The following is a 26,487-nucleotide window of genomic DNA, read 5'->3' as shown; positions in this document are numbered from 1 at the left end:
GTCATGCGTGGCCACATCGCTTCCGCTCGCCGCGCCGGCACCGCGCCGCCGGGACGAGCCGGTGCTCACGGGCGTAGCCCTCCAGCAGCGACCGCAACTGCGTACGCCCCCGGTGGAGGCGGGACAGCACCGTGCCGACGGGGGTCCGCATGATGTCGGCGATCTCCCGAACGGTGAAACCCTCGACGTCGAAGAGGTACACGACGATGCGGAAGCTCTCGGGGATGGCCTGCAACGCCGCTTTGACGTCCGCGTCGAGCAGGCGGTCGAGCGCATCGGCTTCGGCCGTACGCAGGCCCGTGGATGTGTGCGACTGAGCGCGGGCCAGCTGCCAGTCCTCCATCTCCGCCGTGCCGTCGTGCTGCGGCCGACACCGCTGGCTGCGGCGGGAGTTGAGGAAGGTGGTGGTGAGGATGCGGTACAGCCATGCCTTGAGGTTCGTGCCCTCGCGGAACTGGTGGAACGAGGTGTAGGCCCTGGCGTACGTCTCCTGGACGAGGTCCTCGGCGTCGGCCGGATGGCAGGTCATGCGCAGGGCGGCCGAGTAGAGCCGGTCGAGATATGTCAGGGCCGGTTCGAAGCGGGCCTGGCGTTCCGCCTCGGACCGCGTCGAGTCCCGCGGCTCGCGAACGGTGGCTCCGGAGAGGGATCGTGTGGTGGTCATGGCGCCTCCTGGGAGGTGTGGTCGAGTGGCAGCCGCGTCACGTGCCAGGACGCCTCAAGACACTCCGGTACGTCGTGCAGGGCGAGGACGACGGTGGTGTCGGGCAGTTTCGCGAGGATGCCGAGTACGTGGCGGGCGGTTCGGTCGTCCAGGCCGGTGGTCGGTTCGTCGACGATCAGGACGTGCGGGTGGCGGGCCAGGGCCCGGCCCAGGTAGACCCGGCGGAGCTCCCCGCCGGAGAGTTGCCTGCCGCCGGGGCCGACGGGGGTTGTGGCGGTCAACCCGCTGTCGTTCAGCCTCAGTTGGGCAAGGCGTTCGCCGATCTCGTCGTCGGTCAGGGCGGCGTCGGCGAGGCGCCAGTTGGATCCGAGGGTGCCGGTGAAGAGGTGGTCGTCGGCGGCGACGGCCACGACGGCGGGCCGGCCGTCGCGGCCGTCGTTCGCTTGCCGCAGCGACGAGGCGAGGGCTCGGAGCAGGGTGCTCTTGCCGCTGCCGGAGCGGCCGGTGACGACGAGCATCGCGCCTCGCGCGACGGTGGCACCGAGGACGCGCCCCGGCCGGAGGGCCGTCGGCGGAAGGTGGTAGTCGGCGAAGCCGATGCCCTGCTCGGTCGACCAGGCCCGTATCTCCGCACCGGCGGGGGCGCTCGCGGTGGTCGGCACGCTGGTGATGAGCCTGCGGTGTGCGGCCCTCGCGGTGGCTCGGGCCTCTACGGCGGGCGCCAGTTGCTCGGCCTGGGCCAGCACGCCGAGGGCCAACAGGGCGACGAACACGAACGTGGGGGCGTCCGGTGCGTGGCCGGTGGCGACCGCGGCGGTCAGCGTGGCCGCGCCGATCAGGCTGGTGGCCAGCATGGTCCGGTGTCTGCTCCGGCCGGCGGCTTCGCGCGCGGTGTCGAGTCGGGCGAGCCTCACCGTCGTTCGTGCCGCGAGTTGTTCGGCGGCGCCGAGCGACGCCAGCTCCGTCCATGCGTCGACGGCGGTGACGAGTTCGGCGCGCAGCGCCTTGCGGGTGTGCTGTTCGGCTTCGCGGGCGGTGTTGGGCGTGCGGTGGGCGATCATCGCCATGCCGACGACTCCGGCCGCGAGTACGGCGGCCGCTGCGAGGGACGTGGACGCCGCCACGGCGAGGACGGCGCCGATGGTCAGTGCGGCGGTGACGGCGACGGGGGCGGTGGACTCGATCAGCGCCATCCCGGCGCTGTCGGCGTCGGCCATGCCGCGGTCGAGCAGTTCACCCGACCACAGACCGTCCTCCTGGGCCCGGCCGGTGGACGCGGCACGGTCGAAGAGACCGGCCCGAGCGGTGGCGACCCGGCGCAGGGCGGCGGCGTGCAGTACCAGACGCTTGCTGTAGTTGCCCCCGACCCGGGCCAGGGCGAAGGCACGCACACCGCCACTGGGCGTGATGTAGGAGAAGGAACTGAGGGTGGCCGCCCCGGCGACGGCGCAGGCGCTGATGAACCAGCCCGACAGACCGAGCAGTCCGGCGGAGGACAGTTCGGCGACGACCGCGAGCACCAGCCCGCCCGCCGCGAGGGAACGCGCCCGCAGACCAAGGCCGTTCGGGCTACGGCTGCCGCTCATCGCGCGTTCACCGCCCTCGCGTCGTGCAGAACGCCACCGTCGATCACGAGCACGGTGTCGGCCGCGGCGGCCAGCGTGAAGGAGTGGGTGGCGACGATGACGGTGCAGCCGTCGGTGGCCCGCCGCAGGGCCTCGACGACCTCGCGTTCGCTGTCCGCGTCGAGGTGGGCGGTCGGCTCGTCGAGCAGCCACAGCCGGGCTCCGCGCAGAAAGGCGCGGGCGATGGCGATCCGGCGGGCTTCGCCGGTCGACACACCCCAACCGCCCTCGCCGAGACGGGTGTTCAGCCCGTCAGGGAGGCCCTCGATCACGGCGCTCAGCCCTGCGGCGTCGACGGCCCGCCGAATCTGCTGCTCAGTGGCCTCCGGACGGCCGAGGCGGATGTTGTCGCGGACGGTCGCGTCGAGCAGCACGGTCTGCTGTCCGATCCAGGCGTATCCGCCGGGTGCCAGTGCCTGCCGTACGGACGAGGTCCGCCACCGGACCGAGCCCGCCGACGGCCGGCGCAGGCCGGCGATCAACGACAGCAGAGTGCTCTTTCCGGAACCGGAGGCACCGGTGATCACGGTCCAGGTGCCCGGCGCGAACTCGGTGTCGGCGCTGATGGTGTCGTGGTCGGCGCCGCCGTAGCGGAACCGGACCGCTGTCAGTGACACACCGACCGGCTCGGTCGACTGCGGAGCGGCCGCTCGGGGCACCTCGCCGGGGGTGTCCTTGACGATGCCGTGGATGGCGCCGCCCGCGGCCGTCGCGCGTTCCCGCTGGTGGAAGGCGGAGGCTCTGGCGCGCATCGGGGCGAAGTACATCGGGCACACGAGCAGCACCAGCAGACCCGTGAACAGGTCGAGGCGTGGTGCGTGCGGCACCTGCAGGTAGCCGAGCAGCGACAGGCCGATGTAGGTGGCGTTCACCGCTATGGAGAACGTGATGACGACGTCCATGATCATCCCGGACAGGAAGGCTCGACGCAGGACGCTCATCGTCGCCTTGTTCAGTCGCTCGGCGGCCTTGGCCACGGTTCGTCCGCGGCGGCCGACCGCACCGAGTTCGCGCAGTGTCCGTATGCCGCGGAAGCTGTCGAGGACGACGGCGTTCAGGTACCGGGTCACGGCCAGTTGCCGGTCCGCGCCGTGCTGGGCGAACAGTCCCGCCAGGCGCATGTTCAGGGGCAGCAGCGCGGTGGTCAGGACGAGCACGATCGCGGCCGGCCAGTGCACCGCGGCCGTGACCGCCAGTACGGCGATCATCGACAGCGGTGCCGACCGGCTCAGGGGTACGGTCCGCGCGTGGAAGTCGGCGATGTCGTCGGGCAGATCTACTATCGCCCACGCGGCCTCGGCCGGGCCGGTCTCGCTGATCCGCCCGGCGGTGGGTAGCAGAGCGCCCGTCAACTGCTGCCGCAGGCCGGTCGCGACGGCACGTGCGCCCCGATCGGCGAGCGTGCCCGCCATCCAGCCGGCGCCCACCGCCAGCACGCTCGCGACGACGAAGGCCGCCAGGTCGCATGTCTCGGGCACGCCGGCCCGGTCGTTCATCACTGCCTGGGCCGTCCAGGCCAGGGCGCCCCAGCGGGTGATCGTGAACAGCGTCTCCAGTGTCCGGAGTGTGCCCGCCAGGAGCAACCAGTGTCGTCCGGGCGCGGCGCATGCGGTGAGCCAAGCGTCGTCGCTCTTCTCGTCCGTCTCATTCGTCGTCATGAGGGCGCCGCTCGTCGACGATCCACGTGATCCCACCGGTCAGAGCGATGGCGATCATGCCCAGGGTGGTGAGCAGCTGCGAGTGGATCTGCGCGTAGCCGCCGAACATCCCCTGACACACGAAGTAGGCGAGCAGACCGAGCACGGTCCACGCGACAGCGGCGAGTAGACGCAGTACGACACGGACCGGCGTGGGAAGGGGGTTTCGGGCGGTCATGAGTCTGCTCCCGCGGTATCGAGCTTTCCGGCGAAGGCCCGGTGGGCGAACACGTTGTACGCCAACACCAGCGGCATGTTCAGACCGATGCCGACGAGGATGAAGACCATCGTGGAGTGCGGGCCGGCCGCGCTGTCGACGGTGAGACCCGGCGGCAGAAGCACCGGATAGCGGGCCACGCCCAGGGCAAGGAGCACGGACACCGTGGCGATCACGAGCCCGCCGAGCGGCAGGATGTCCGCCGCCCCGGGCTGCCTCTTCCACGGGAACACGACGAGCGCGAAACCCGCTCCCCCGGCGGCGAACAACAGCAGGACGGCGAACGCGAAGGCACGCCCGGGGCTGCCGAGGTTCAGCGGTGCGGCGGTGGCGTCGACGGCGAACAGGAGGACGACCAGCAGCACTCCCCCGATCGCCGTGGCGACCGCGCCCCGTCGTGCCGCCGACTCCCGCAGCAGCCCGGTCGACTTGTGCTTGGTGTAGGCGTAACCGAGAGCGGTGTACCCGGCCGTGACGGTGAGCCCCGACAGCACGCAGAACCAGCTGAAGGCTCCGAAGGCCGATCCCGTGTACACGTCGCCCCGCAGATGTACTGGCGCGGTCAGCGTCCCCAGGGCGAAGCCCTGCGCGAACGCGGCCAGCAGCGACGCCACGCCGAAGGCGGTGATCCAGCGGGGAGCCGGCGGCGCCTGGGACGCAATCTCGACGCTCACGCCGCGCACGACGAGGGAGAACAGCACCACGATCACCGGCAGATAGGCGTGGGGCAGGAGCGTGCCGAAGGCCAGGGGGAAGCCCGCCCAGAGTGCGACACCGAGCAGGATGAGCCAGGTCTCGTTGCCGTCCCAGCCCACCGCGACGGACTCCAGCATGTGCCGCCGGTGCGCGGGGTCGCGTTCGAAGAGGGAGGCCACGCCGATGCCGAGGTCGTAGCCGTCGAGCACGACGTACATCAGGAGGCAGAGAAGGATGGTCGCCGACCAGAGGGTGGTGGTCATCGCGCCGCCACCTCCTTCGGGCCGAGCGATACGGGCAGCTCCGCAAGCGGAAGGGGACCGGTCTGTGGTCGAGGTCCGCGTCGGGGGTCGTCGCGTTCCGGGCCGATGCGCATGGTGCGGACGATGTAGGCGACGTAGGCCACCAGCATGATCAGGTAGAGCACGGAGAAGCCGATCACCGAGAACAGGACCTCGCCGGGGGCCAGGTGGGACACTGCGGCCGAGGTGCGGAGCTGGCCGAAGACGATCCACGGCTGCCGTCCCGCCTCGGCGGTGACCCAGCCTCCGAGGATGGCCAGGATGCCCACCGGTGTCGTCCAGAGGACGAACCGGTGGAAGCGGCGCGCGATCCACAAGCGGTCGCGCATGCGCAGGACCGTGGCGGCGAACACCGTGCCGAACATCAGCACGGCCGCCAGGAACATGACCCGGAAGCCCCAGAAGGTCGCGGCCATGTCCGGCCGGTCCGCTGCCGGGGTGAGCTTCAGACCGGGCATGGCCGTCTTGCAGGTCAGGTCCTTGGCGATGTAGCTGCCGAGGCAGGGAATGTCGAGCTCGGCGATGTTCCGCGCGGCCTGCTGGTCCGGGACGGAGAACAGGACGAAGCCGGTGTTCCCGTTGTCCCAGTTGCCTTCGATCGCCTCCAACTTCGAGAGCTGATACGGCAGTTCATGACCGGCCACATTGTCGCCGAGGTAGAGCTGAACGGGCATCAGCAGCGCGGCGATCCCGAGCGCGATCGACATCGAGCGGCGGGCGAAGCCCCTCGCGCGCCCCTTGACCAGGTACCAGGCCGAGATCCCGGCGACGAAGAAGCTCGCCGAGATCAGCACGGCGGCCAGCATGTGCGGCCAGCGCCAGACGAACGACGGGTTGAAGATGACGCGCATCCAGTCCGTGGGCTCGAACTGACCGTGGACGACCTTGAATCCGGCGGGTGTCTGCATCCACGAGTTCGCCGCGATGATCCACGTGGACGACAGGACCGTGCCCAGCGACACCATCACGGTGGACACGAACATCGTGCCATTGCGGACACGGCCGTCGCCGTAGAGCAGGACGCCGATGAAGCCGGCCTCGACGAAGAAGGCCGTCACGACCTCCATGCCGATGATCGGCCCGATGATCGGGCCCGTCTTCGCCCCGTACACACCCCAGTTGAGACCCATCTGGAAGGTGATGACGGCGCCGGCAACCACACCGATCGCGAACCCGACGGCGAAGATACGCCGCCAGAACCGGAACATCTGCAGGTAGACGGCCCTGCCGGTACGCCAGTACAGGCCGTAGACGACTGACAGGAAGATCGACAGGCCGACGGTGATCGCCGGGAAGGTCATGTGGAACATCACGGTGATGGCGAACTGCCATCGCGACAAGTCGAGAAGACTCATCACTGCTCCCTTACGAGAGGTTCGAGAGGGACGGGTTCAGGCGTCGACGACGGGAGTGGCTGCCGACGTGGCCGTGTTGAAGCGGGGCAGGGCGGCGGCACCGACGGCGAGTAGGGCGACGATGCCCATCTGCACGTACTCGACTCCGGCGAAGGCGTGGGCGACATCGTGCGGCGCCAGGGCCAGGTAGAGCGTGCCGAGGGTGGCCACGCCGAGAGCCAGTCCGCTCTGCTGCAAGGTGATCAGCACGCCGCTGCCGATGCCGGCCAGATGCGTGGGGACATCGGCGAGCACGCTGCGGAACAGGCCGGCGAACAGCATCGACTGCCCCGCACCGACCAGGGCCAGCGGCAGGGCCAGCGCCCACAGACTGACGTGCGGCCAGTTCCCGACCAGGACCGTCACCAGCGAGACCAGTCCCGCGAGTTGGACGACGGCGCCAGCGGACAGCGCCGCCCGGCCGAACCGCGTGATCAGACGGGGCGCGACCAGTGAGCCGGCGAAGAACAGCAGGGCCATCGGCAGGATCGCCAGGCCGCTGTGCAGGGCGTCGGCGTGCAGGCCGTTCTGGACGGTTAGGGCGAAGACGAACATGAAGGCGCCGAAGCCGATACTGAAGGCGAACACCATGGTCAGTCCGCGGGACATCGAGGGCAGACGCAGCAGGGACGGCGGCAGCAGCGGAACCTCGCCGCGCCGCTCGGTGCGCTTCTCCACGATGTAGGTGGCAGCGCCCAGACCAACCGCGACGGCGAGCATCACCCACGTCCACCACGGCCAGCCCAGCGAGTGCCCTTCGGTCAGCGGCACCAGCAGCGCGGTCAGGGTGGCGGCGAACAGGACGGTGCCGGGCAGGTCGATGCCGACTGGGTGGTGCGAGCGGGTGCTGGGCACGATCCGGGCCGCCACAACCAGCACGACCACGCCGATGGGCACGTTGACCAGGAAGATCGGGCGCCAGGAGGTGCCGGCGATGTCGGCGCTGACCAGCAGGCCGCCGACCAGTTGTCCGACCACGGCGGCGATTCCGGAGGTCGCTCCGTACAGGGCCACGGCACGGGACTTGCGCTCTCCTTCGAGGACGTGGTGGAAGGTCGCCAGCACCTGTGGGATGAGCAGGGCGGCGGTGGCGCCCTGGACGATGCGGGCCGCGATCAGCGCGCCCACACTCGGGGCGACACCGCACGCCAGGGAGGCCAGCACGAAGCCCATGAGCGCCCCGAGGAAGATACGACGGCGGCCGTAGCGGTCGCCGAGGCGGCCCCCGAGGACGAGCAGGGTCGCGTACGCGACGCCGTATCCGGCGATCACCAGCTCCAGCGACGACGCGGAGGCGTGCAGCGAGGCGTCGATGCTGGGCAGGGCCACGTTGGTGATGAAGAAGTCCATGATCGGCAGGAACGCGCCGGACAGCAGGATGAGCACCCCGGCCGGGTGCAGCCCGCCAGCACGGGCCACGGCGCGGGGAGAGGCCGTCGCGGCCTGGTCCTGCCCGGAGGAAAGGGTTGTCGGCATGACAGATCCTCGTGACGTAATTATGCACTCATAACTATGAGGGCATGACGAGTATGATGCCATAACTAGTTCCTTGGCAACCCGCTCCCCGGAGATGTGATGCACGACAGAGCGCAGAAGACGGACCCCGCGGCCGGACCGGACGGCGATCAGCGATGGGCCGATCTGGCCGACCTCGTGCTGATCATCAGCCGGGAGATCCAGTTCCGCCGCTACACGGACGAGCGGGCTGTTCACCTGTCGCAGTCCGAGGGCATGGTGATGCGCTACCTGAAGCGTGACCCCGCCGCCCCGCCCAGTCGCATCGCCGCCGCAACCGGGCTGCAGCGCACCAACCTCTCCACCGTGCTGCGCGGGCTCGAGGACAAGGGCTTCATCGAGCGGCACGCCCACTCGGGCGACGGTCGTGGGGTGACGGTCCACTCCACAGAACGCGGACGCAGCAACACCATCCTCGTTCGACAGGAATGGGCCGCGACCGTCTCCGCAGCCGCCGACCACGACACCCGGGACCTCGACGCGACGCTCTCCCTACTCACCGCCGTGGAAGCCGGACTGACCAGGGGGCGACCATGAACCCGCGCCATACCTCCGGCAGCAGGGACCTGAAATCCTGACGGCCGCGCCGCGACCGAGCCCAGAGAGGCATTGCACACCGCAGAGCAATCGCCGCCCGCGACGACCTCTCAGACGGTCGTCCGCTCCAGCAGCACTCATCGCGAAGACGACCGCGGCCTGACCGCCGACCGCCCCGGGGAGCACCGGCGACTTCCGTGGAGCGCATGGGGAAAACCGACCACGTACGGAACTGGAACGCCGACGCGGTAACCAACAAGCTCCGCTCCAGCAGGTGGTTCCTGTGACCGCGACCGAAGAACCCGGGACAACTGCGCCCACCGGACACCTACTGGCCGCAACGACCGCCCGCCTGGAAGAACTCATCCGACGGGCTAACACGCCCGGCAACCTCGACGGCCTGCTCGCCCATCACATCCTGAGCCGACGGCACCTCAGCTTCGAGAGTCCCTCCAGAAGCAACTGCGGAAGCTCGATGCCGTCACAGGGGTCACGGAATCTTGAAGCCAGTCCTCAGCCAAGAACCTGATCACTCACATGAATCGAGGAAAGGAGCGGGCCATGCGCAGGAACTCCACGAATCCGGGGTCAGCTCAGCAATGCCCGCTGGCACACCCGTAGCTGCCGCGGCAACTACAACGTCGGATCCTGCTGATCGAAGGTCGACGTCCTTCCCACCCACGCCACCAGAACCGTCCTCGCACCCGCAACACAAGAGGGGTCATCAAGGCCACGGCGCGATTCTGCTCCGTCCGTACTCCGCGAGGTGGCCCATGCCTGAATCGCCTCTGGGCTACCCACCCCTCATCACCTCCCACGCCGCCCAGAGCCAGGCCACCACACAACGATCGCCTAGCGGCTACGGGAACTCTTCGCTGCGGGTCCTGCGAGGAAACCACTCCAAACGGGTGGGACGGGCGGTGCGCACAACAGGCGTGACGCATCGGTACTCAATCTCGAACACTGCCGCTGCGGCTTGCACGCACCAAAGCCACCAACTCCCTCGACCGGTCCGCACCAATCCGCAGCTCCTTCCGCAGCGACTCAGCCGACACCGGACGCTGATGCAACTCCCGATGCCGAGCATCCATCCGCCGAGCACGCGCCAACAGCGGATCACCACCACCCCGTTCACGGCCGCCGTCGCCCTCGGCATCCCCCTCACCCCCGCTCCCCGTCTCCGCCCGAACAGTCGGCCGGTGCGCCAACAACTCCACCGAGAGCAACAGCGCGACAGGTGGCCATCCGGCGACCAATACCGGTTTCCAGGCCAGCGCCGGCGCGGCCGCAATATTCGCGGTTAGGGATACCGCGATCCCCAACAGAAAAGCGAGCCACACTGCATACCGCCCCCGGCGGCCACCATTCGGCGACGGCTTCAGCAGGCCGACCGTCGCCAGCAGCAACAAACCATCCACCGACAACGGCCACAAGGAAGCGCTCATCTCATCCGCGCCACCCTGCAGGGCGAACTCCCGCTGATGCACATACGACGCATACGCCGCCACCCCAGCAACCACCAACGCACAACCCCGCCGCAACCACGCATCAAGATCAGACAGGCCACTCTCTGCCACCCGGCGCGGCTCCCGGCCCGGGACAAACTCGGCACCCGAGGCGTTCATCGCACCCCCGCACCCCACGCCGCAGGACGGAACCGCCCCTCCACCACCAACCGCCCCACAAGAAACCGCTGGTCAGCCCTGCAACTATCTGTGAATAGTCCCCCCGGGGGCACCAGATCACATTCCGTGTTTTCGCAGGTCAGGGCAGACATTGGCCCTGCCTGTGGGACTACCTCTGGTGCACAGTGGGCCAGCCGCCGAGGAAGGTCACCTCTCGTCTGCGGCATGCCCGGACTTGGCATTGCCGCAGGTGGGGGCGTGCCGCAGCGGTTTAGGGACCCGCTTGGCGGCGTGCGCGGGTTCGAACCATACGGGGTAGCTGGCAGCAAGCACTTCCGTCACGCTCTGCCATACGGGCTGTTCAAATGGGCCTGTTCATCGGGCGCGCTACGTGGATCGCGCACCTGCGGGCTGGGCGAGGATCTCGCGGCACAGCACGACGCAGTCGGCGCAGATCCACACGTCGGGACCGGCGGCCAGACGGCGTTCGTCGCTTCCCGGGTGGCCGCAGAAGGAACAGCGGGCCGAGGTGTCGTCGGGGCGGCGCTTGCGACGGGTACGGCGCCCGAAAGCGGTGCGGGGGATGTTGACGTAGCAGTGGAGTTGGCGCTTGATGTCCGCCACGTCGACGCCAAGGTCATTGAGGACCCGGCGGGCCTGGGAGCCGGGGTTCGTGGCGATGACCGCAAGCAGCTGCGGTGTGTTGACCACGACCGGGGCGCAGTTGGGCGTGCGCTCGGTCGCCAGCTGCTGGGCGGCAGCCAGCGCGGCCTTCGCCTCGCCGGAGAACACAGGATCCCCGGCCCTCGCCGTATCGGCGGGGTATGCGAAGAGCCGACGGCTAGCTTCGCGGATCTCGTCGCGGGTGACGCCGAGTTTTTCCAGGGTGGCGGCGGCCACACCGTCGGTGAGCAGTCCGAGGAGGAGGTGTTCGGTTCCTGCCTCGGCCTGTCCGTCCGACTCGGCCGCGGCCAGCGCGGCGGACAGTCCGCTCTCAGGTGGCGACCCCGGATGAGCCCCACGGTCGGCGGTGCCTCGGTGAGTCGCTCGACACGGTCGGCGTACCGCTGGCGGGCCGCCTGACGTGAGACGCCGAGGCGTTCGCCGATCACCGTCCAGGAGTGGCTGGCGGCACGCACCTGGTGTACGACCTGGTCCACGACCGCATCGGCGTGGCCGGACAGGTCTCGGGTGACGGCGATTACGGCATCCAGCAGGGCGAGTTCGTCGTCACTGCCGGCGCGGATGTGGGCGGCTGCGATGAGCTGCTCCACGGTGGGCTCTTCGCTCATGCTGACAACCGCAGATTGTCAATGCGCGGGTGACAATCCCTCATTGTCACCTACCTGCGGGGCGGCCGATGATCCTGCAGATGTCCGCGTCCGTGCACGTGCTCGGGTCCGTGGCGGCGGCTCGCTCGGCCAGGCCGCGCAGCGCGGTACGGGTCTTGCGCAACTCGGCCATGCGCCGCTCGATGTCGTGGAGGTGCTGCTGGATCAGGTCGGTGACGTGGACGCACGGTGCCTCGCCCGAGTCCCGCAGGGCGAGGATCGAGCGGATCTCGGCGAGCGTGAGACCGGCCGACTGGGCGTCGCGGACGAAGGCCAGCCGGGTGCCGGTCTGCGGCGGGTAGTCGCGGTAGCCGCCTGCTGTCCGGGGAGGCGCGGGCAGCAGTCCGGCCTGCTCGTAGAAACGGATCGTCTTGGGCGTCAGATCGTTCGCTGCGGCCAGTTCTCCGATGCGCATACGGCCGAGGCTACGCCTTGACCTTCCAGTGCGCTGGAAGGTCTAACGTCGGTCACATCCACAGTGACCTGGGAGGACGCAGCGATGCGCATCACGGTTCTGACAGTGCCCGACTGCCCCAACGCACCATTGGCGCGGGAGCGGATCGAGCAGGTACTCGACGGTCGAGCCGCGCGGGTGGAGTTCGTCGAGGTCGCCGACGAGGCGCAGGCCGCACAGCTCGGAATGACTGGCTCCCCCACGGTGCTCATACACGGCACCGACCCCTTCGCTGCGCCGGGAACGGCGGCCTCCGTCTCGTGCCGCCTGTACCGAGCCCCGGACGGGTCGGCCGAGGGGGCGCCGAGCGTGGCCGACCTGCAGCGCGCCCTGGATGTCGCGGCGGCCGACGAGGACTGCGACTGCCCGCCCATGGACGCGGCAGGGCACAGTGGCCGCGGCCGACGCGCACCCGTCACGGGAGGGCTGCGGGTCGTGCAACAGGCGGTCCTGCGGTCCTTCGCCACCACCGGCCGCGCACCCGATCCGGCCGCCCTGGATCAGGTGGCACGGGCCTTCGGGCGTGACTCTCGCGAGGTCCTGGCCGAACTGGCGGCTGAGGACTTCCTCACCCTCGACGACCAAGGACGGATCCGGGCGGCATACCCCTTCTCCGCCACCCCCACCGCCCACCGGATCCGCCTCCCCGACGGCGCCAAGATGTGCGCGATCGACGCCCTCGGCATCCCGGACATGCTCGGCGCCGACGCCGTGATCACCTCCGTCGACCCGGTCACCGGCGACCCCATCACCGTTACCTCCACCGGCGGACACCTGACCTGGCAACCCGTCACCGCCGTGGTCTACGTCGGCCAACGCTCCAGCACCGGTCCCGCCGCTGACGTTGCTTGCGGCGCCCTGAACTTCTTCACCAGCCGCCGCACCGCACAGAGGTGGACCGAGCAGCACCCCGACTACACCGGCAGGACCATCGACCAAGCCCGTGCGGAAGCCCTGGGACGGTCGGTCTTCGGCTCGCTCCTGACGGGGACGGAGCCTGCTCCGGTGCCCGGGAGTTCACCCGGGGCAGATCGCGGATGACGGTCGCCCTGCGCATCCGCATCAACGCCGTCGACCTTCCCGGTCTGACCTGCCCATCCAGAGCATTCGCCGACGACGACGTTCTGGAGTACCGCAACATCCACGTCGCGGTGCAACGCCGCGACCGCGCATTCGAACTCCTCGATCTCCAGCCCGGTGACGCCGCCCCCCGGACATCGACCGGGGTGTCATCGCGGCGCCGACCCGCGTACGCGCAGCAGGTCGGCCATGACCTTCATCTCTGACTGCTGGGCGTCGACCATGCCCTGGGCCAGCTTCTGCTCCTGGGGGACTGTGCACTGTTGGGCGCAGTCGCGGGCCATGTCGATGCCGCCCATGTGGTGGGCGTACATGAGCTGGAGGTAGAGGATCTCCGCCTGTTTACCGTTGAGCTTGTCGAGTCGGTCGAGTTCGGTGTTGGTGGCCATGCCTGGCATGAGCGAGCCGTCCTTCGTCTGGTGGCCCATGTGGCCGCCTTGCATCCAGGTCATGTAGCCGTCAGGGGATGTCTTCGGCAGATCCCACAGGTCGAGCCAGCCGAGCAGCATGCCGCGCTGGTTGGCCTGGGTCTGGGCGATGTCGTAGGCGAGGCCCCGCACTTCCTGGTTCTTCGTACGGTCGCGGACGATGTACGCCATCTCCACCGCCTGTTGGTGGTGGACGGCCATGTCGCGTGCGAAGCCGGAGTCGGCGGAGTCGGCCGCGGGCACAGCGACCGACTTCTCGTTGTGGTTGCTGGTCATGGCCAGCAACGAGAGGGCCGCGACGAGAGTGACCAGGGCCGCAGCGCCGGCGATCAGCCACCGGCCGTGGCGGGGCCTGGAGCCGTCTCCGCCGCCAGGGTCCGTCGCAGGCAGCGCCGTGGCGTTCGTGTCCGTCATGACGCGGTCAGTCCGTTCGTGCAGGCGGCGCCCGGCTCCGGGGTCTGCGCACCCTGCACGTACTTGGTGAGGAACTGCTCGATCCTCGGGTCGGACGCCTTGTTCACGCTGAGCTGGTGGCCCCACGCCGACAGCATGACCGTCCCGGACTGGGTCTTGTCCGGGCTCATCAGCGTGTAGGGGGTCTTGGTGACCTTGTCGGCGAGGGTCTGGATGTCGGCGGCGGCGGCCTTGTCGTTGTACGTGACCCAGACCGCGCCGTGTTCGAGGGAGTGGACGGCGTTCTCGTTCGGGATGGCCTTGGTGTAGACGTTGCCGTTGCAGGTCATCCACACCGGGGCGTGGTTGCCGCCGACGGGCGGGTTCATCGGGTATTTGACGGTGCCGGTCACGTGGGTGCGGCCGAGCTTCTTGGCGTCCCAGGTCTTCTCGCCGCGTATCAGCTTCTTCGCGGCGGCGGCCTTCTGGTCGCTCTTCTCGTTGGCGTTGTTGATGGCGTACGCGCCCCAGCCGACCAGTCCGGCGACGATGACCGTGCTCAGGGTGATGGTGATGATCCGGTTGCGGCGATCACGGGCCTTCTCGGCGCGGCGCATCTCCTCGATGCGGGCCTTGCGGTCGGCGGCGGCCGTCTTCTTGCTGGTCTTGCTCATGGGTACGTCCTTGTCCCCGCCACACGGTGTCGTCGGGTGGCGGTGCGTGGGTGCAGGGGTGAGCGGATGCTTGTGCGCGTGCGCGCGGGCATCCCTCTAGATCCGTTGCACCTGGAGGACGTGGAGATCGGGAGCGCCGCGGGCGGGCGGGAGACCCGGGAAGCTGGCGGGGATGTCCGGCCCGGAAAGGCTCTGCATCCGGGGCAGGATCGCCGGCAGGGGCTCGGCGGGCGCGGTGCGGACGGCTCGTACGCCGTGGGCAACCGGGTCGCAGCACACGTCACCGGCCGGACAGTCGGCCGGGTGCACGATCGTCTTGGCGTGGGGTGTCGCCGAGGTGTTCGCCTGGACTGCCGTAGCAGACATGGCGGTCATGGGGACGGCTGCCGGGGCGTCGGCGCCGTGGGCCATGGAGCCCAGGCACATGACCAGCGCGGCGAACAGCACCGCCAGGGCAGGGCAGAGCGCCACGGTTCGCGTGGTCTGCCACGCGCCGTGGGCCCTGCTGTGCTGCGGACGGCTGGTCATCACGGTGATGCTAAGCGGTGTCTGTGAGCACGCTTTCGGCCGGGCGGCCCAGGAGGTCAGTGGCCATGGTCGTCCTCGTCGGTCTCGGGGTAGACGAAGGTGCGGGTGACGAGGTGGTTGGGGGCCGTCAGGGTCTCGTGCAGGATGCGGCCCCTCTCGTCGAGGGTGAGGTCGAGCTGGGTGTGCTCGGCGGGGTAGGCGAGGGCGAGGCGGCGGTGGCCGTTCTCGTCGGGCAGGCGGGTGGTGACCGGGGCGGTGCCGCTGCCGTAGGGCTCAGCGGCGAGGAACTCCCTGCCGGTGATGGGGAGTTGCTTGAGATCGCCGAGGCCGAGGGCGGTGTTGCTGGTGACCAGTTCGTGCAGGGTGAAACGGGGGGCCATCTTCATCGCGGCCACGGTCTCGCGCAGCAGGGCAGCGTCGGGGCGAGAGGGCCAGGTGATGGCCAGGCCCGCACGCCCTCCGGCCCATTCCTCGCCCGCGGAGGCGGTCAGGGTGAGGTTGCTGGTGCCCTTGCGCCAGGTCAGCGGGGTGTAGAAGCAGCCGGTGCCGCAGCCGCGCAGGCCCAGCCTTCGTTTGCTGCCGCGCGGGTCGGCGAGGGTGGCGGTCAGGCCGTACGACAGCTTCGAGGCGTCGCCGGCCTGGGGCGCGGTCAGCTCGATGACGAGCTGGCCGGTGCTGGCGCGGGCGCTGATGCCGATCTCTCCGGCGCGGGTGCCGGCGGGGACGACCGGCCCGGTGGTCGGGGGTGCGAAGGACAGCGGGCGGTTGGCGTCGGCGGGTGCGCGCAGGACGGTGAGGGTGGCGGACAGGGCGAGGACGACGGCCAGGACGGAGGCTTCGATGCGGGCTGGACGGTGCGGGAGCGCACCCGTCGGACGGCGCAGGCGTACGCGCGCCGTGTAGGCGAGGGCGGCGACGAGCGCGACAGCGCCGGTCTTGGCGAGGAGGACCTGACCGTACGTCGTGGTGGCGAGGTCGTCGAGCGGGACCAGCAGCAGCGCGGCGATGACGCCGGAGGTGACGACGGCCGCGAACAGCCAGGCGGCGAGCTGGGCGTACGCGAGCATGAGGGCTCGGCAGGCGGCTCGCTCACCCCGCCAGGCCACCACCGTGCGCAGCACCTGCACCAGCGCGCCCACCCACAGGGCGGCGGCAGCGAGGTGGGCGAAGGTCAATACCGGCCCGGCGACGGCCTGTTCGGCCTGCGGGTGCGCGCGCAGTGCCTCCGCGATCACGACGACGGCGAGCGGTACGAGGGCCCAGACCCGGCGGCGTTCGGCAACGGCCACGGCCGCCAGGGCGAAGCCCGCCACCTCGATCAGCGACAGCATGCCGGGTCGGGTGTCGACCGCGGACCGGAGGGAGCTGTCGCCGATCACCAGCGCGGTCAGTCCGAGCGCGGCGGCGCAGCCGACCAGGGCGGCGGGCAGGGCCCAGGAGCGCGCCCGCCGGGACGGGGTGTCGGGGATGCGGGTGGCGAGGCGGTTGAGCGCGGCTTCGCCGAGGAGCACGGTCAGGGCGGTGAACAGCAGCCAGCGCAGGATCGTGGTGGGGACGGGGTCCTTGGCGGTGGTGCTCTGGCCGGAGGCAAGGGCGACGGTGCGGGGGCCGATCGCGAAGCGGTAGCTGCCGGTCATGACGTCGCCGTCCTCCGCGGTGACCTGCCATTCGACCGTGTGGACGCCCTCGGCGAGCTTGGCGCGCACCGGGAAGGTGACCGTCCGCCCGCCCTGGCTCCGCGTCGGTCTGCCGAGCCCGGCTGCGGGTTCAAGGCGTACGGCCGAGCCGCTGACGCCGACCGGCTGGTCGAAGACGAGGACCAGCGTGGCCGGCGAGTCGGCGACGGTCGCGTCCGCGGCCGGGCTGGTGAACAGCAGGGTGGCGTGCGCGGAGGCGGGGGCGCCGGTGCTCAGCACGAGAGCCAGGACGAGCGAGGCCAGCGTGAGCAGCGCGGCGGCGGGGCGTCGGAGGGTTGGTGCGAGGACGGTCACCGGTCGAGGATCTCCGGTCGGTCGTGGCGTACGGCGGGCGGGGTGGCCCCTTCGCGCAGCTGCTGGAGTTCGTCACGGGCGCGGAGCAGTTCCTCCTGCAGGTCAGTGTCGGCAGCGGTCGTACAGCAGGAGCGGTTTTTGACCATCGGCCGGATGCAGCACCACCAGGTCAGCGCGGCGGCGAGAGCGGTTGCCGTGAGGGGGAGCCAGATGTTCGTCATGCCGGATGGTCCTGGACGTCGGTGCGTTCGGTGCGCAGGGCGTCGATCTCCTTGCGCAGGCGCAGTAGTTCCTGCTGGTCGGCGCTGGGGGCCGGCTGAGCGCCGTGCTTGGGGCGCATCATGAGCCACATCATCAGGCCCATGCCGACCGGGCAGGCCAGTACGGGGAGGAGGTAGAGCAGCTTGTCCATGGCGGGAACTCCTTGTCAGGTCTGCGGGATTCGGGCGAGTTCGCGGCGCAGGGCGCGCTCGGAGAGACGCCCGTACGCGATGAGGCGGTCGTCGTGCAGGAGGCCGGGGGCGAACAACAGCCGGTGCCGGGCGGCCAGTTGGCGGCCCTCGTCGGTGTCCAGGGATACCTCGGTGACCTCGACGTCCGCGTCGGTCTCGGTCAGGAGCTTCTTCGCGCGGTCGCACCATGCGCAGTCCGCCTGGGTGAGCAGGGTCAGTGCGATCACGACGATCGGACTCCGGCTCCGGCCTTGAGGTCGGCGAGGAGCTTGTCGACGGCGACGAACATCGTGTAGTCGGGGGCGCCGCCGTAGTCGGCCCGCCAGCGGATCGTGCCGTCCGGTCCGACCAGCAGGAAGCTGTGCCCGTCGCGCGAACTGCCCATCATCCCGTACTCGTTGGCGCCGTACTGCCTGGACACCTTCAGGTCCGGGTCGGACAGCACGGGGGTGGTCAGGCTCATGTCCTTCGTCTTGCGGGTGATCAGGTCGACCGGATCGGTGGTGATCGAGACGATCTCGTCGACGCCGGCGGCCTTCACCCTGGCGGCGGCCTTCTCCAGGGCGGTGAGCTGGTCCCAGCAGGGTTGACAGGTCAGGCCCTCCTGGAAGTACAGGAGCACGTTCTTGCCGCGGAAGTCGCTGAGACCGACCTGCTTGCCGGTCGAGGCGGCGAGCTTGAACGCGGGCGCGGTCCTGCCGATGCCGGGGCTGCCGACGTCGTACGACGTCCCGCTGCCGGCGGTGCTCTTGGCGGGCGAGGTCGAGAAGACCGCGTACAGCACCACCAGCGCCACCACGGCGGCGGCTCCGCTCAGGAGCCAGGACAGGCGGCGGCGCTTGTTCTGCAGCTCGGCCGCCATCACGGCGTCGGGCCGCCGCAGCGGGGGTTTCTTCTTGGCGGTCGTGCTCATGCGGGGCGGTCCTCTCCGGAGGAGGCAGTGGCAACGGATGGCTGCTGCGGTACGTCGCAGCAGTCGGCGGAGGAGGCCCCCATCGCGGCGCTAGGGGAACGCCGGGCGGGAGCGGCCAGGTGGGCGCGCGCCTGCCGGGCAAGGAAGTCGGCGAGCGCGACGAGGATGACGGCGAGTACCCAACCGGGCAGCCAGCCAAGGGCCTTGGCGACGAGGGATGCGGCGTGCTGCAGGTCGGCGGCCACGCGGATGCGCCAGCCGTCCGAGGCCATGTCAGGACCGCGTACGGCCTGGACGAGGGTGAGCGCGCCCATCGCGATCAGCAGGATCCCGGAGGCGGCACTCCCCAACGGCATCCGCCGCCGCAACCGGCCGATCCCCAGGGTGACTTGGCGGCCCTGGAGCAGCCGGCTCGCGCCCCAGTCGCGGCGGTCCCACACCAGGGCGAGCAGGCACAGAGGTGTGACCATCCCGGCCACGTACGTCAGCGACACCGCGAGAGCGGCGGGGAACGAGGAAGCCGCGCCGGAGAGGACGGCGACTCCGGCGAGTACGGGTGCGCAGCAGGAGCTGGCTGCGCCGGAGAACACCCCGAGCCCGTACACGGAGCCGAAGCCGTGCCCGGACGGGGCCCGGCCCGCGATCATCGGCAACTGTGGCTTCCACCCGGCCAGCAGGGCGATCCCGCCCGCCGCCATCGCCGTACCGCCGAGGGAGAAGACCAGCAGGTGATGCCCGGAGATCAGCGCGACCAGCGCGGTGGCGCCGAGCCCGATCGGCACGATCACCGTGGCCACCCCGCCGGCGAAGACCAGGGTGGCGGCCAGGATCCCGGTGCGGCGCCGGAAGCCGGTAGCCAGGTACGCGGGCAGCATCACCGACACACAGCAGGGTGCGAGCAGTGCCACCACTCCGCCGAGGAACGACGCCAGCAGCGTCGTGCCGAACAACAGCTGACCCACGCCATGGCCTCCCAGCACTCAGGACCTGAACTCCTAAGGAGATTAGGTTATGGAGGGTGGGAGTGTCCACCGAAGGCCTGCGGAGCGGTTCAGCGCATGGTGCTGACCTGGGCGGTCGGGGTGCCGTCCGGGCAGTAGTTCAGCTGGCTCGCGGCCGCTGCGGGGCCGCCGATGACCAGCAGGGGTACGGCGAGTGCGACGGCCGCGGTGAGCGCGCCGGCGGCGATGCGGGCGCGGCCGAGCGGGCGGTCGGGCTCGATGAGGCGGCGCACGCGGCAGGCGGCCGTGGAGCCACCCGCCGCCAGGCCGGCCACCGGCGCCCGTCCGCCCGCGACGGCCAGCAGCGCGGCGGCAGTGGTCAGCCGTCCCGAACGAGCGGCGGCCACATCGTCGGCACGCATCTCCACCAGGCGTGCGACTTCCGGCTCGGCGGTACGGAACAGCGGCACGCTCGGGAAGGCACGGGCCAGTGTCCGAGCCCAGGTCAGTACGGCGTCGTGCCGCTCGTCCTGATGGGCGCGCTCGTGCGCGAGGACCGCGTCGAGCTGGTCGCCGTCCAGAGTGCGCAGGGCGCCGGTGGTGATCACGGTGCGGCGCTGACGGCCGGGCAGGCAGTAGGCGGCGGGCTCCTCGTGATCGAGGACGACCACGCCGCGTACGGGATCGACGCGGCCGACCAGGTCGAGGACCTCGCGGTGCTCGTACCGCTCCCGCCGGATGCGGAGTACGGCACCCCCGGCGCACCAGGCGGTACGCCCCAGCACCGCCAGGGCCAGCACCGCCCCGGCCGCACCCGCCGCCGCCCCGCCCGGAGAGGCGTACTGCGCGGTCAGCGCCATCACGCACGCCTGCAACAACTGCGCGAGATCGGCGCTGACACGGACCGTGGGCACGGTCAGCGCGAGCCCGGCCATGGCCGCCGAGACCAGCGCGGAAACGCCGGCCGCCTGCCAGGCCACGATCCCGAGCCGGGGTGCGCGCTCGGCCCACCGCGCCCCTCGAAGCAGCCGGGGAACGAGCGTGCACAGCAGCGCGGCGTACGCGAACAGAACGGCGGCGACGATCATTTCGGCGACTCCCGCCGTACGGCCTCACCCAGCAGCCGGTGCAGTTCCTCGGCCTCGCCGGGCGCCATGCCCTCCACGAAGCGGGCCAGGGTCGCGGTGCGGTTCCCGGCCTCCGCGAACGCCTCGCCCATCAGCCCGGCGACGTACTCCTCGCGGCTGCGCGTGGCGCCGTACCGGAAAGCGCGGCCGTCCTTGTCCTTGGCCAGCCAGCCCTTGCGGTAGAGGATCTCGGTGACGGTGTGCACGGTGTTGTACGCGGGCTCCGGGTCACGGTCGAGGCGGTCGAGGACCTCGCGGACGCGCAGCGGCTTGCCCGCGTCCCACACCGCGTCCATGATCGCGGCCTCCAGCTCGCCGAACTGTGGCACCCTCGGCCCTCCCGCCGTCCTGATCCGTATCGGTCTCGGTCTCGTTCCGTCCCCGACATCCTAAGCGGCCTAGGTGGATGGCCGGGCGGTCCCGATGATCGACGGTGAACCGGGGTTGGCCTGCCCGTTGATCCGGAAGACGAAGCGGCGGATCTCCTCCACGGTGAAGCCGGCCTCCTGGATGGCCCGTTCGGTGTCGCGGGTGACGTTGCACCCGCCCCCGACGGCGCGCCACAGCGGGTTGATGATCCGCTGCCTCCGGAGCAGGCGCGGGTCGTCGGAGCGTACGTGCTCGTAGAAGCGCAGCTCCCCGCCCGGCTTCAGGACCCGCTTGGCCTCGGCGAGCGCGCCCGGCACGTCTGTGATGGTGCACAGCACGAGCGAGAACACCGCCACGTCGAAGCTGCTGTCCTCGGCTGGCAGTTCCTCCGCGCGGCCCGCCCGCACCTCCACCGGCACGGAGACCTTCGCCGCCGCTTGCTCGGCGAGTGCCCGCAGCCTCGGCTCCGGCTCCACGGCGACGACCTGATCGACCTCCGGCGGGTAGTGGACGAAGTTCGAACCCAGACCCGCCCCGATCTCGATCACCCGCCCGTGGAGACCGGCGAGCAGCTCCTGGCGGTGCTCGATCGAGCCGTGTGCCTCGGTGAAGGCGTTGATGCGCGGGTAGATGCGGGCGAACAGCGGATGGGAGACGGCGTTTGCGGCCATGGCGCCCTCCTCGGCGACGGGCAGGTGAGGCGTACCCCGCACGCCATCACCTAATCAGGTTAGGAGTAATCTCCCGGGGGCGTCCAGTGCGGCGCACTGTCCCCTGCCCCACCCTGCCCTGGAGGCCGTCGTTGAGCGCCGCCGTATCCGACCTCGTCACCAGCGGGCCGCTGCTGCTGGCCACGCCTCTGGCCCTGCCCGCCGGCACGGTGTCGTTCTTCTCGCCCTGCTGCCTGCCGCTGGTGCCCGGCTACGTCTCGTACGCCACCGGCATGTCGGCCGCCGACGTGCAGGCGGGCCGGGAGAGCCGGGGCCGGATGGTCGTCGGGACGGCGCTGTTCATCCTCGGCTTCTCCGCCCTCTTCGCCAGCTACGGCGCCGCGCTCGGCTACGTCGGCAACAGCCTGCTCGCCCATCAGGACCTCATCACCCGCATCCTCGGCGCGCTCACGATCCTGCTGGGCCTGCTCTTCCTCGGCGCCTTCGAACGCATCCCGTTCGCCGGGCGCACCTTCCGCATCAGCTACCACCCACGCGCGGGCCTGGCCGGCGCCCCACTGCTCGGCGTGATGTTCGGCCTCGGCTGGACCCCGTGCATCGGCCCCACCCTCGCCGCCGTGATGAGCCTGTCCTTCACCACCGGCAGCGCCGGGCGCGGAGCCCTGCTCGCCTTCGTCCACAGCATCGGCCTCGGACTGCCGTTCCTCATCGCCGCCCTCGGCTTCCGCCGTGCACTCAAGGCGTTGGGGTTCGCACGCCGCAACGCCCGGGGCGTGATGCGGTTCGGCGGGGCGATGCTGGTGCTCGTCGGCGTCCTCCAAGTCACCGGCGTCTGGACATACTTCACGGGACAGTTGCGCTACTGGGTGGCGGGTTTCCAGCCGTGGCTGTGACGGCGGGCTCGACCGGGGTGACGATGCCGAAGCCCTGCCCAGCCGCAGGGCGCAGGACCAGCTCGCGGCCGTACAGGCGCCTCAGCGCCTCGGGCGGCTGGTGGTAACAGAACAAAGAGGACGCGGTGCCGACCACGGACGGGGTGTCAAGGAAGAGCGGCAGCTCTGCCAGGAAGTACCGCACAGCGAGGTCGACCTGCACTGCGGACGGCCGCTGACCGTCGGGCAGCTTCCCTGCCAGTACCCAACTCGTGCTCTCCCGGCAGGCATCCCGGAAGCCGGTGCTCTCCTCGTAGTGCCGCCCCGCTGCGAAAGGCCGGCCGCCGCAGGCTTGTTGAGCTCATCAGGCCCAAGGCCCCGCGCATGGCCCAACGGCTGATCGACGAGGTCTTCGACGCGCTCGACGAACAGACCGTCGTCGTCCCGGGCACCGGCACACTCGACATCGTGATCCCGTCCCTAGCCCGCTCACTGACCGCGGTTCACGAACAGCGCCGCGCCCTGGAAGCACAGATCGGGCAGCTGCTGAAGGCTCACCCTCTTTCCCCGGTCCTGACCTCGATTCCGGGAGTCGCGATCAGGACCGCCGCCACCTTGCTGGTCACCGTCGGCGACGGCACCGGCTTCCCCACCGCCGCGCACCTGGCCTCCTACGCCGGCCTCGCCCCCACGACGAAGTCCTCAGGAACCTCCGTCTACGGCGAACACGCACCCAGAGGCGGCAACCGGCAACTCAAACGCGCGATGTTCCTGTCCGCGTTCGCCGCCCTGCACGATCCCGCCTCCCGCACCTACTACGACAAATGTCGGGCTCGGGGAAAGACCCACACACAAGCCCTCCTCCGCCTCGCCCGCCACCGCATCAGCGTGCTGTTCGCGATGCTCCGCGACGGCACCTACTACGAACCCCGACCCCCACGCCTCGCTTGACGAAAGACATAGAGGCACCCCCCGTAGCCGGAGGGCAGGGCTTCTTCGTGAGCTTCTGTACCGAGTGGACGCCACCCGCCGGCTCTCCAACCTGACGGGCTAGCCGCTCTGCGACATGAACCGCCAGACGGCGTGTTCAAGCCCACCAGGTTCGTGTCCCAGCAGCGCAGCGGTCTCCTCGGACCCCTCTTGCAGTTGCTCGTACTTCAGCCCGGAGACACCGGCCTCCGCGGCGAACGCTCGCAGGTGTACGTCCACGGCGATCTTCGATCGGCCGACGAGGTTTCCGATGTAGTCCACGGTCTTCGGTCCGACGCCCTTCACCACGAGCAGAGCGGTACGACCGGCTTCGTGGTCGAACCAGGCGTGGAGGTCGTTTCGCGTGTCGATCCCGTTGGTAACCAGCAGGTCGGTGATTCCTCGGGCCGTTGCGACCCTGCGCGGACTGTTGAAGTTCATAGCGACAGCCAGGTCTTCCATGGCAAGTCGCGTCTGGAATCCTCGTACCGCCGCGGCGTCGGGCCATGCCGCTTGGAGCTGGCGTATCCGCGGCCGGATCGTCGATTCGTACTTACGACGCGGCTGAAAGCTGGCGGCGCAGATCACGCTACCCATATGTGTCCAGCCGCCCGGCGGATGGAACAGGCCATCGCCGAGGACGGTCCGAACGTGGCCGCAAGCTGCTGTACGGGGCTGCCTGTGGTCCTGGGCCAACGATAATGTCATGTGTCGGGCAATCCGGGGATGGGAGCCTGGATTTGAGTGATCGAGCGCGAGTTCGCCGGAACTCTCAGGCTGCTTGATGCGCGGCTCGTACGTACTCGCCGACTATAGGCACAGGTTCCACCAGAGCTGGGCGGGCGCTGTCTTCACCATTAGCGAGTGCCTGCTCAGCAAGCACTCCACTGTGCGAGGGAGGACGTCACGGTCGTGGTGTCGTCCACGGAGACGGGTACCGCCAGTTCGAACCAGGTCTTCTTCCCCGCTGCGCAGGGTTGTGATCCCCACTCCGTTGCCATTGCGGCGACGAGGAAGAGACCGCGCCCGTGCTCGTCCGTGGACAGGGCCTGCGTGGGCACCGGCAAAGTCGAGTCGACGTCGGTGACTTCGACTCGTAGCCGCTTTCCGGTCCACTGGACGCACACCACACATGCGGCCTGCGTGTGCGTGACCGAGTTCGCAACCAGTTCCCCGGTGAGCAGTTTCAAGTCGCCGATCAGCTCCTCGTCCAGGTCCAGCCCAAGCCCCCGAACACGAACGACGACACGGTCCCGCGCTGCTGACACCGCCTCGACCAGAGCCGGGACGGTGAAGGCGTAGGGCGATTCTTCGAGCGGGCGCGGCATAGCTGGAAACCTCTCGATGGGCAGGGGCCAAGGAGTCAGCGCGTTTTCCCGAGAGCGAATGGTTCACCCGCCTTCACATGGCGGTCTACAGGACAACCAGGAAGTCGAGAAGAGCCCGGGAAACGACGGACGACCACCATCTACCTCGGACGGCCTGGCTCCCTATCTCGGCGGCGATATCACCACTGCAATGTCAATAGGACTCACCAGCAACCGCACACGCCCCCCTACGCGACCACGACGGGCGGCCGGGCGTACGGTCTGCCAGGACGTCCCCGGATCTGTCTCGACGTAGGGCTGCTGGTCCGCTACGACCTGGACCGGGACGGCTTCCGCGCCGTCGCCAGACACGAACTGGCCCACCATCGCCATCGCGATGTCGGCCGCACCTACCTGACGGTCGCGCTCTGGTGGTCGTTCGTCGCGACGGCGCTCACACCCTGCGTGCTGGTGTCCGTGTATCTCCGGGCACTGCTGGGGACCGCGGGCGCAGGCGGCCTGCTGGGCACCACATCGCCGGGCGGCCAGGAGAAGCTGGCGTACCGGCTGGTCGCTCTGGTGGTGCTGAGTGTCACCGCCTACCTGGCCAGGGACGTGATCCTTCGCGCGCGGGAACTGCACACCGACGCGGTCGCCCACTCCTGGGACTCCACCCGGAACTCCCTCCCCCGGATGGTGGCCTGGCTCCCCTGGCCGTGCACGCGTGCGGCGTGGCGGTGGGTTCCGGCGGGATGGATGCGCTGGGCAGCTCATGCCGGAACCCATCCCAGTCCCGATCAACGGGTGACGGCGATGCTCGACCCCGTACGGCTGCTGCGCACCGGTGCCTGGGAGATGGCCGGAATCGGACTCCTGGCCGGCCTGGCCCTCCACAACCTCGCGCTGCTGACGGGGAATGTCACGGGTCGCTTCGTCACGGTGGGCCTGACGCTGCTCGCGCTGCCCGTCGGTACCGTCGTCGCGCTGACGCTGGCCCACTGGTCGCAACGGCAGGCCACCGCACGCCGGTTGCCCCGGAGGCGGCCCGTTCCCGGTGGGACGTCATCGTCCTGCCAGCCGCGCTCACGGGCGGCATGGTGTGCAGCGGGAAGATCTCGCTGGGAACAGCCGACCTGACGGCGCTCAACCCGCCCCTCGGCCAGTACGCGCGGATCGGTCTCGTCCAGCTGGCGATCCTGCTCCCGCTCGCACTGTGGACGCGGTCGGTGCACCGTCGCATCTCTGCGGAGGAGTCGGGCGTGACACGTGGGCTGCGCACCCGCTGGATCGTGGCCACCACCGGGGCCGTCTGGGGACCGCTCCTGGCCCTGTGGAACAGTGTCGGTGGGGACGTCAACTGAGACGTGGATGCTCTGCGTGTCCAGGACCACCAGGCTCGGGTCAGCTAATCGCTTCCGCTTCTCCCGCAGTTGCCAACCCAGCAGGTCGTGAATGTCCTGGTCGGTGCCCTCGTCACGCCAGCGGTAGAAGCAATACTTCACCGCCCGGGCGGGGGCATGTCGTGGGGCAGGAACTCCCGCTGACAACCCGTGCGGTTCTGGTAGAGGATCGCGTTCACGATCTCCCGCCTCGCGTACTTCCCCTGATGCCCACTGACCGACGGATGCCGGGCCTTCAATGCCGTGATCGCGGGTTCGACGAGCTCCCACTGCTCGTCGGTGAGATCGCTCGGGTACAGCTTGCGCATGCTCATG

The 26,487-nt window shown here is 69.9% G+C and carries 33 protein-coding genes and 1 pseudogene; 8 read left to right on the top strand and 26 right to left on the bottom strand.

What is annotated here, in order from left to right; genetic code table 11:
• Nucleotide 1: 1 nt before the first annotated feature.
• The 7 genes from OH768_RS53155 to OH768_RS53125 are packed head-to-tail and all read right to left on the bottom strand — an operon-like array spanning nucleotide 2 to nucleotide 8,071.
• Nucleotides 2-664: a sigma-70 family RNA polymerase sigma factor gene (locus OH768_RS53155; RefSeq protein ID WP_406464836.1), complete on the bottom strand. Its 663-nt coding sequence runs from the start codon at nucleotides 662-664 to the stop codon at nucleotides 2-4.
• Nucleotides 661-2,250 (bottom strand): ATP-binding cassette domain-containing protein, encoded by a 1,590-nt coding sequence (locus tag OH768_RS53150; protein ID WP_406464834.1) that lies wholly within the window; start codon nucleotides 2,248-2,250, stop codon nucleotides 661-663. Before OH768_RS53150 ends, OH768_RS53155 begins: the two co-directional genes overlap by 4 nt.
• Complete coding sequence (locus OH768_RS53145) at nucleotides 2,247-3,947, bottom strand: ABC transporter ATP-binding protein/permease (protein WP_406464832.1); 1,701 nt, start codon at nucleotides 3,945-3,947, stop codon at nucleotides 2,247-2,249. The genes OH768_RS53150 and OH768_RS53145 overlap by 4 nt, the downstream gene beginning before the upstream one ends.
• On the bottom strand, nucleotides 3,934-4,164 hold the full coding sequence (locus OH768_RS53140) for a hypothetical protein (protein ID WP_406464831.1): 231 nt from the start codon (nucleotides 4,162-4,164) through the stop codon (nucleotides 3,934-3,936). Before OH768_RS53140 ends, OH768_RS53145 begins: the two co-directional genes overlap by 14 nt.
• Nucleotides 4,161-5,162 (bottom strand): cytochrome d ubiquinol oxidase subunit II, encoded by a 1,002-nt coding sequence (locus OH768_RS53135; protein ID WP_406464829.1) that lies wholly within the window; start codon nucleotides 5,160-5,162, stop codon nucleotides 4,161-4,163. Before OH768_RS53135 ends, OH768_RS53140 begins: the two co-directional genes overlap by 4 nt.
• Nucleotides 5,159-6,556, bottom strand: a complete 1,398-nt coding sequence (locus OH768_RS53130; RefSeq protein ID WP_406464828.1) for a cytochrome ubiquinol oxidase subunit I — start codon at nucleotides 6,554-6,556, stop codon at nucleotides 5,159-5,161. The genes OH768_RS53135 and OH768_RS53130 overlap by 4 nt, the downstream gene beginning before the upstream one ends.
• 36 nt (nucleotides 6,557-6,592) lie before the next feature.
• On the bottom strand, nucleotides 6,593-8,071 hold the full coding sequence (locus OH768_RS53125; RefSeq protein ID WP_406464827.1) for an MFS transporter: 1,479 nt from the start codon (nucleotides 8,069-8,071) through the stop codon (nucleotides 6,593-6,595).
• 99 nt (nucleotides 8,072-8,170) lie between these two features.
• On the opposite strand from OH768_RS53125, the gene OH768_RS53120 reads away from it, so the two are divergent.
• Nucleotides 8,171-8,647: a MarR family transcriptional regulator gene (locus OH768_RS53120; protein WP_317773123.1), complete on the top strand. Its 477-nt coding sequence runs from the start codon at nucleotides 8,171-8,173 to the stop codon at nucleotides 8,645-8,647.
• 950 nt (nucleotides 8,648-9,597) lie between these two features.
• Here the strand turns inward: OH768_RS53120 and OH768_RS53115 are convergent.
• On the bottom strand, nucleotides 9,598-10,272 hold the full coding sequence (locus OH768_RS53115) for a DUF2637 domain-containing protein (protein WP_406464825.1): 675 nt from the start codon (nucleotides 10,270-10,272) through the stop codon (nucleotides 9,598-9,600).
• Nucleotides 10,273-10,659: 387 nt separating this feature from the next.
• Complete coding sequence (locus OH768_RS53110; protein WP_406465809.1) at nucleotides 10,660-11,247, bottom strand: Clp protease N-terminal domain-containing protein; 588 nt, start codon at nucleotides 11,245-11,247, stop codon at nucleotides 10,660-10,662.
• Nucleotides 11,248-11,393: 146 nt separating this feature from the next.
• Between OH768_RS53110 and OH768_RS53105 the strand changes: the two genes are divergently transcribed.
• Entirely contained in the window at nucleotides 11,394-11,597 is a 204-nt protein-coding gene (locus OH768_RS53105; protein WP_406464824.1) for a hypothetical protein, read from the top strand.
• Nucleotides 11,598-11,610: 13 nt separating this feature from the next.
• On the opposite strand, the gene OH768_RS53100 is transcribed toward OH768_RS53105, so the two are convergent.
• Nucleotides 11,611-12,018, bottom strand: a complete 408-nt coding sequence (locus tag OH768_RS53100; protein ID WP_406464823.1) for a heavy metal-responsive transcriptional regulator — start codon at nucleotides 12,016-12,018, stop codon at nucleotides 11,611-11,613.
• Nucleotides 12,019-12,102: 84 nt separating this feature from the next.
• On the opposite strand from OH768_RS53100, the gene merB reads away from it, so the two are divergent.
• Both merB and OH768_RS53090 read left to right on the top strand, forming a co-directional pair.
• Nucleotides 12,103-13,098 (top strand): organomercurial lyase, encoded by a 996-nt coding sequence (gene merB, locus OH768_RS53095; protein WP_406464821.1) that lies wholly within the window; start codon nucleotides 12,103-12,105, stop codon nucleotides 13,096-13,098.
• A complete protein-coding gene (locus OH768_RS53090) occupies nucleotides 13,095-13,343 on the top strand; it encodes a DUF5990 family protein (RefSeq protein ID WP_406464820.1) in 249 nt (82 codons plus the stop codon). Before merB ends, OH768_RS53090 begins: the two co-directional genes overlap by 4 nt.
• Here OH768_RS53090 and OH768_RS53085 read toward each other — a convergent pair.
• The 12 genes from OH768_RS53085 to OH768_RS53030 form a co-directional block, all read right to left on the bottom strand.
• Nucleotides 13,287-13,979 (bottom strand): DUF305 domain-containing protein, encoded by a 693-nt coding sequence (locus tag OH768_RS53085; protein WP_406464819.1) that lies wholly within the window; start codon nucleotides 13,977-13,979, stop codon nucleotides 13,287-13,289. The two genes, OH768_RS53090 and OH768_RS53085, sit on opposite strands and share 57 nt — an antisense overlap.
• A complete protein-coding gene (locus tag OH768_RS53080; protein ID WP_406464818.1) occupies nucleotides 13,976-14,632 on the bottom strand; it encodes a DUF3105 domain-containing protein in 657 nt (218 codons plus the stop codon). The genes OH768_RS53085 and OH768_RS53080 overlap by 4 nt, the downstream gene beginning before the upstream one ends.
• A 96-nt stretch (nucleotides 14,633-14,728) precedes the next feature.
• Nucleotides 14,729-15,160 carry a hypothetical protein gene (locus tag OH768_RS53075; protein WP_406464816.1) on the bottom strand — a complete coding sequence of 144 codons (432 nt, stop codon included), beginning with the start codon at nucleotides 15,158-15,160 and terminating at the stop codon, nucleotides 14,729-14,731.
• Nucleotides 15,161-15,216: 56 nt separating this feature from the next.
• Nucleotides 15,217-17,151: a copper resistance CopC/CopD family protein gene (locus OH768_RS53070; protein ID WP_406464814.1), complete on the bottom strand. Its 1,935-nt coding sequence runs from the start codon at nucleotides 17,149-17,151 to the stop codon at nucleotides 15,217-15,219.
• Nucleotides 17,148-17,372, bottom strand: a complete 225-nt coding sequence (locus OH768_RS53065; RefSeq protein ID WP_406464813.1) for a hypothetical protein — start codon at nucleotides 17,370-17,372, stop codon at nucleotides 17,148-17,150. The genes OH768_RS53070 and OH768_RS53065 overlap by 4 nt, the downstream gene beginning before the upstream one ends.
• Nucleotides 17,369-17,563: a hypothetical protein gene (locus tag OH768_RS53060; RefSeq protein WP_406464811.1), complete on the bottom strand. Its 195-nt coding sequence runs from the start codon at nucleotides 17,561-17,563 to the stop codon at nucleotides 17,369-17,371. Before OH768_RS53060 ends, OH768_RS53065 begins: the two co-directional genes overlap by 4 nt.
• A gap of 15 nt (nucleotides 17,564-17,578) precedes the next feature.
• The gene (locus tag OH768_RS53055) at nucleotides 17,579-17,830 is read right to left on the bottom strand and encodes a glutaredoxin family protein (protein WP_406464810.1); all 252 of its coding nucleotides are present in this window, start codon (nucleotides 17,828-17,830) and stop codon (nucleotides 17,579-17,581) included.
• Nucleotides 17,827-18,516 (bottom strand): peroxiredoxin family protein, encoded by a 690-nt coding sequence (locus OH768_RS53050; protein ID WP_406464808.1) that lies wholly within the window; start codon nucleotides 18,514-18,516, stop codon nucleotides 17,827-17,829. The genes OH768_RS53055 and OH768_RS53050 overlap by 4 nt, the downstream gene beginning before the upstream one ends.
• Nucleotides 18,513-19,478, bottom strand: coding sequence for a cytochrome c biogenesis CcdA family protein (locus OH768_RS53045; protein ID WP_406464807.1), 966 nt, complete (start codon nucleotides 19,476-19,478; stop codon nucleotides 18,513-18,515). The genes OH768_RS53050 and OH768_RS53045 overlap by 4 nt, the downstream gene beginning before the upstream one ends.
• 89 nt (nucleotides 19,479-19,567) lie before the next feature.
• Nucleotides 19,568-20,545 carry a M56 family metallopeptidase gene (locus OH768_RS53040; protein WP_406464806.1) on the bottom strand — a complete coding sequence of 326 codons (978 nt, stop codon included), beginning with the start codon at nucleotides 20,543-20,545 and terminating at the stop codon, nucleotides 19,568-19,570.
• A complete protein-coding gene (locus tag OH768_RS53035) occupies nucleotides 20,542-20,913 on the bottom strand; it encodes a BlaI/MecI/CopY family transcriptional regulator (protein WP_406464804.1) in 372 nt (123 codons plus the stop codon). The genes OH768_RS53040 and OH768_RS53035 overlap by 4 nt, the downstream gene beginning before the upstream one ends.
• A gap of 69 nt (nucleotides 20,914-20,982) precedes the next feature.
• Nucleotides 20,983-21,624 (bottom strand): class I SAM-dependent methyltransferase, encoded by a 642-nt coding sequence (locus OH768_RS53030; protein ID WP_406464803.1) that lies wholly within the window; start codon nucleotides 21,622-21,624, stop codon nucleotides 20,983-20,985.
• A gap of 131 nt (nucleotides 21,625-21,755) precedes the next feature.
• Between OH768_RS53030 and OH768_RS53025 the strand changes: the two genes are divergently transcribed.
• Complete coding sequence (locus OH768_RS53025; protein WP_406464802.1) at nucleotides 21,756-22,517, top strand: cytochrome c biogenesis CcdA family protein; 762 nt, start codon at nucleotides 21,756-21,758, stop codon at nucleotides 22,515-22,517.
• On the opposite strand, the gene OH768_RS53020 is transcribed toward OH768_RS53025, so the two are convergent.
• The gene (locus tag OH768_RS53020; protein WP_406465807.1) at nucleotides 22,468-22,758 is read right to left on the bottom strand and encodes a tRNA-dependent cyclodipeptide synthase; all 291 of its coding nucleotides are present in this window, start codon (nucleotides 22,756-22,758) and stop codon (nucleotides 22,468-22,470) included. The genes OH768_RS53025 and OH768_RS53020 overlap by 50 nt on opposite strands.
• Nucleotides 22,759-22,811: 53 nt before the next feature.
• Between OH768_RS53020 and OH768_RS53015 the strand changes: the two are divergent.
• Nucleotides 22,812-23,447, top strand: a pseudogene (locus OH768_RS53015) (transposase); the annotation flags it as partial.
• A 99-nt stretch (nucleotides 23,448-23,546) separates the two neighbouring features.
• Here the strand turns inward: OH768_RS53015 and OH768_RS53010 are convergent.
• Together OH768_RS53010 and OH768_RS53005 are read right to left on the bottom strand one after the other, a co-directional pair.
• A complete protein-coding gene (locus tag OH768_RS53010) occupies nucleotides 23,547-24,062 on the bottom strand; it encodes a hypothetical protein (protein ID WP_406464801.1) in 516 nt (171 codons plus the stop codon).
• Nucleotides 24,063-24,337: 275 nt separating this feature from the next.
• A complete protein-coding gene (locus OH768_RS53005) occupies nucleotides 24,338-24,793 on the bottom strand; it encodes an ATP-binding protein (protein ID WP_406464799.1) in 456 nt (151 codons plus the stop codon).
• Nucleotides 24,794-24,931: 138 nt separating this feature from the next.
• On the opposite strand from OH768_RS53005, the gene OH768_RS53000 reads away from it, so the two are divergent.
• Nucleotides 24,932-25,909, top strand: a complete 978-nt coding sequence (locus OH768_RS53000) for a M48 family metalloprotease (RefSeq protein WP_406465805.1) — start codon at nucleotides 24,932-24,934, stop codon at nucleotides 25,907-25,909.
• Nucleotides 25,867-26,133, top strand: a complete 267-nt coding sequence (locus OH768_RS52995; protein WP_406464797.1) for a hypothetical protein — start codon at nucleotides 25,867-25,869, stop codon at nucleotides 26,131-26,133. Before OH768_RS53000 ends, OH768_RS52995 begins: the two co-directional genes overlap by 43 nt.
• 137 nt (nucleotides 26,134-26,270) lie before the next feature.
• Here OH768_RS52995 and OH768_RS52990 read toward each other — a convergent pair whose 3' ends face one another.
• Nucleotides 26,271-26,486: a transposase gene (locus OH768_RS52990; RefSeq protein WP_406464795.1), complete on the bottom strand. Its 216-nt coding sequence runs from the start codon at nucleotides 26,484-26,486 to the stop codon at nucleotides 26,271-26,273.
• Nucleotide 26,487: the final 1 nt, after the last annotated feature.

Origin of the sequence: Streptomyces sp. NBC_01622 (genome assembly GCF_045209635.1) — a bacterium.
Classification (GTDB): domain Bacteria; phylum Actinomycetota; class Actinomycetes; order Streptomycetales; family Streptomycetaceae; genus Streptomyces.
This window is presented reverse-complemented; position numbering and strand designations above follow the sequence as displayed.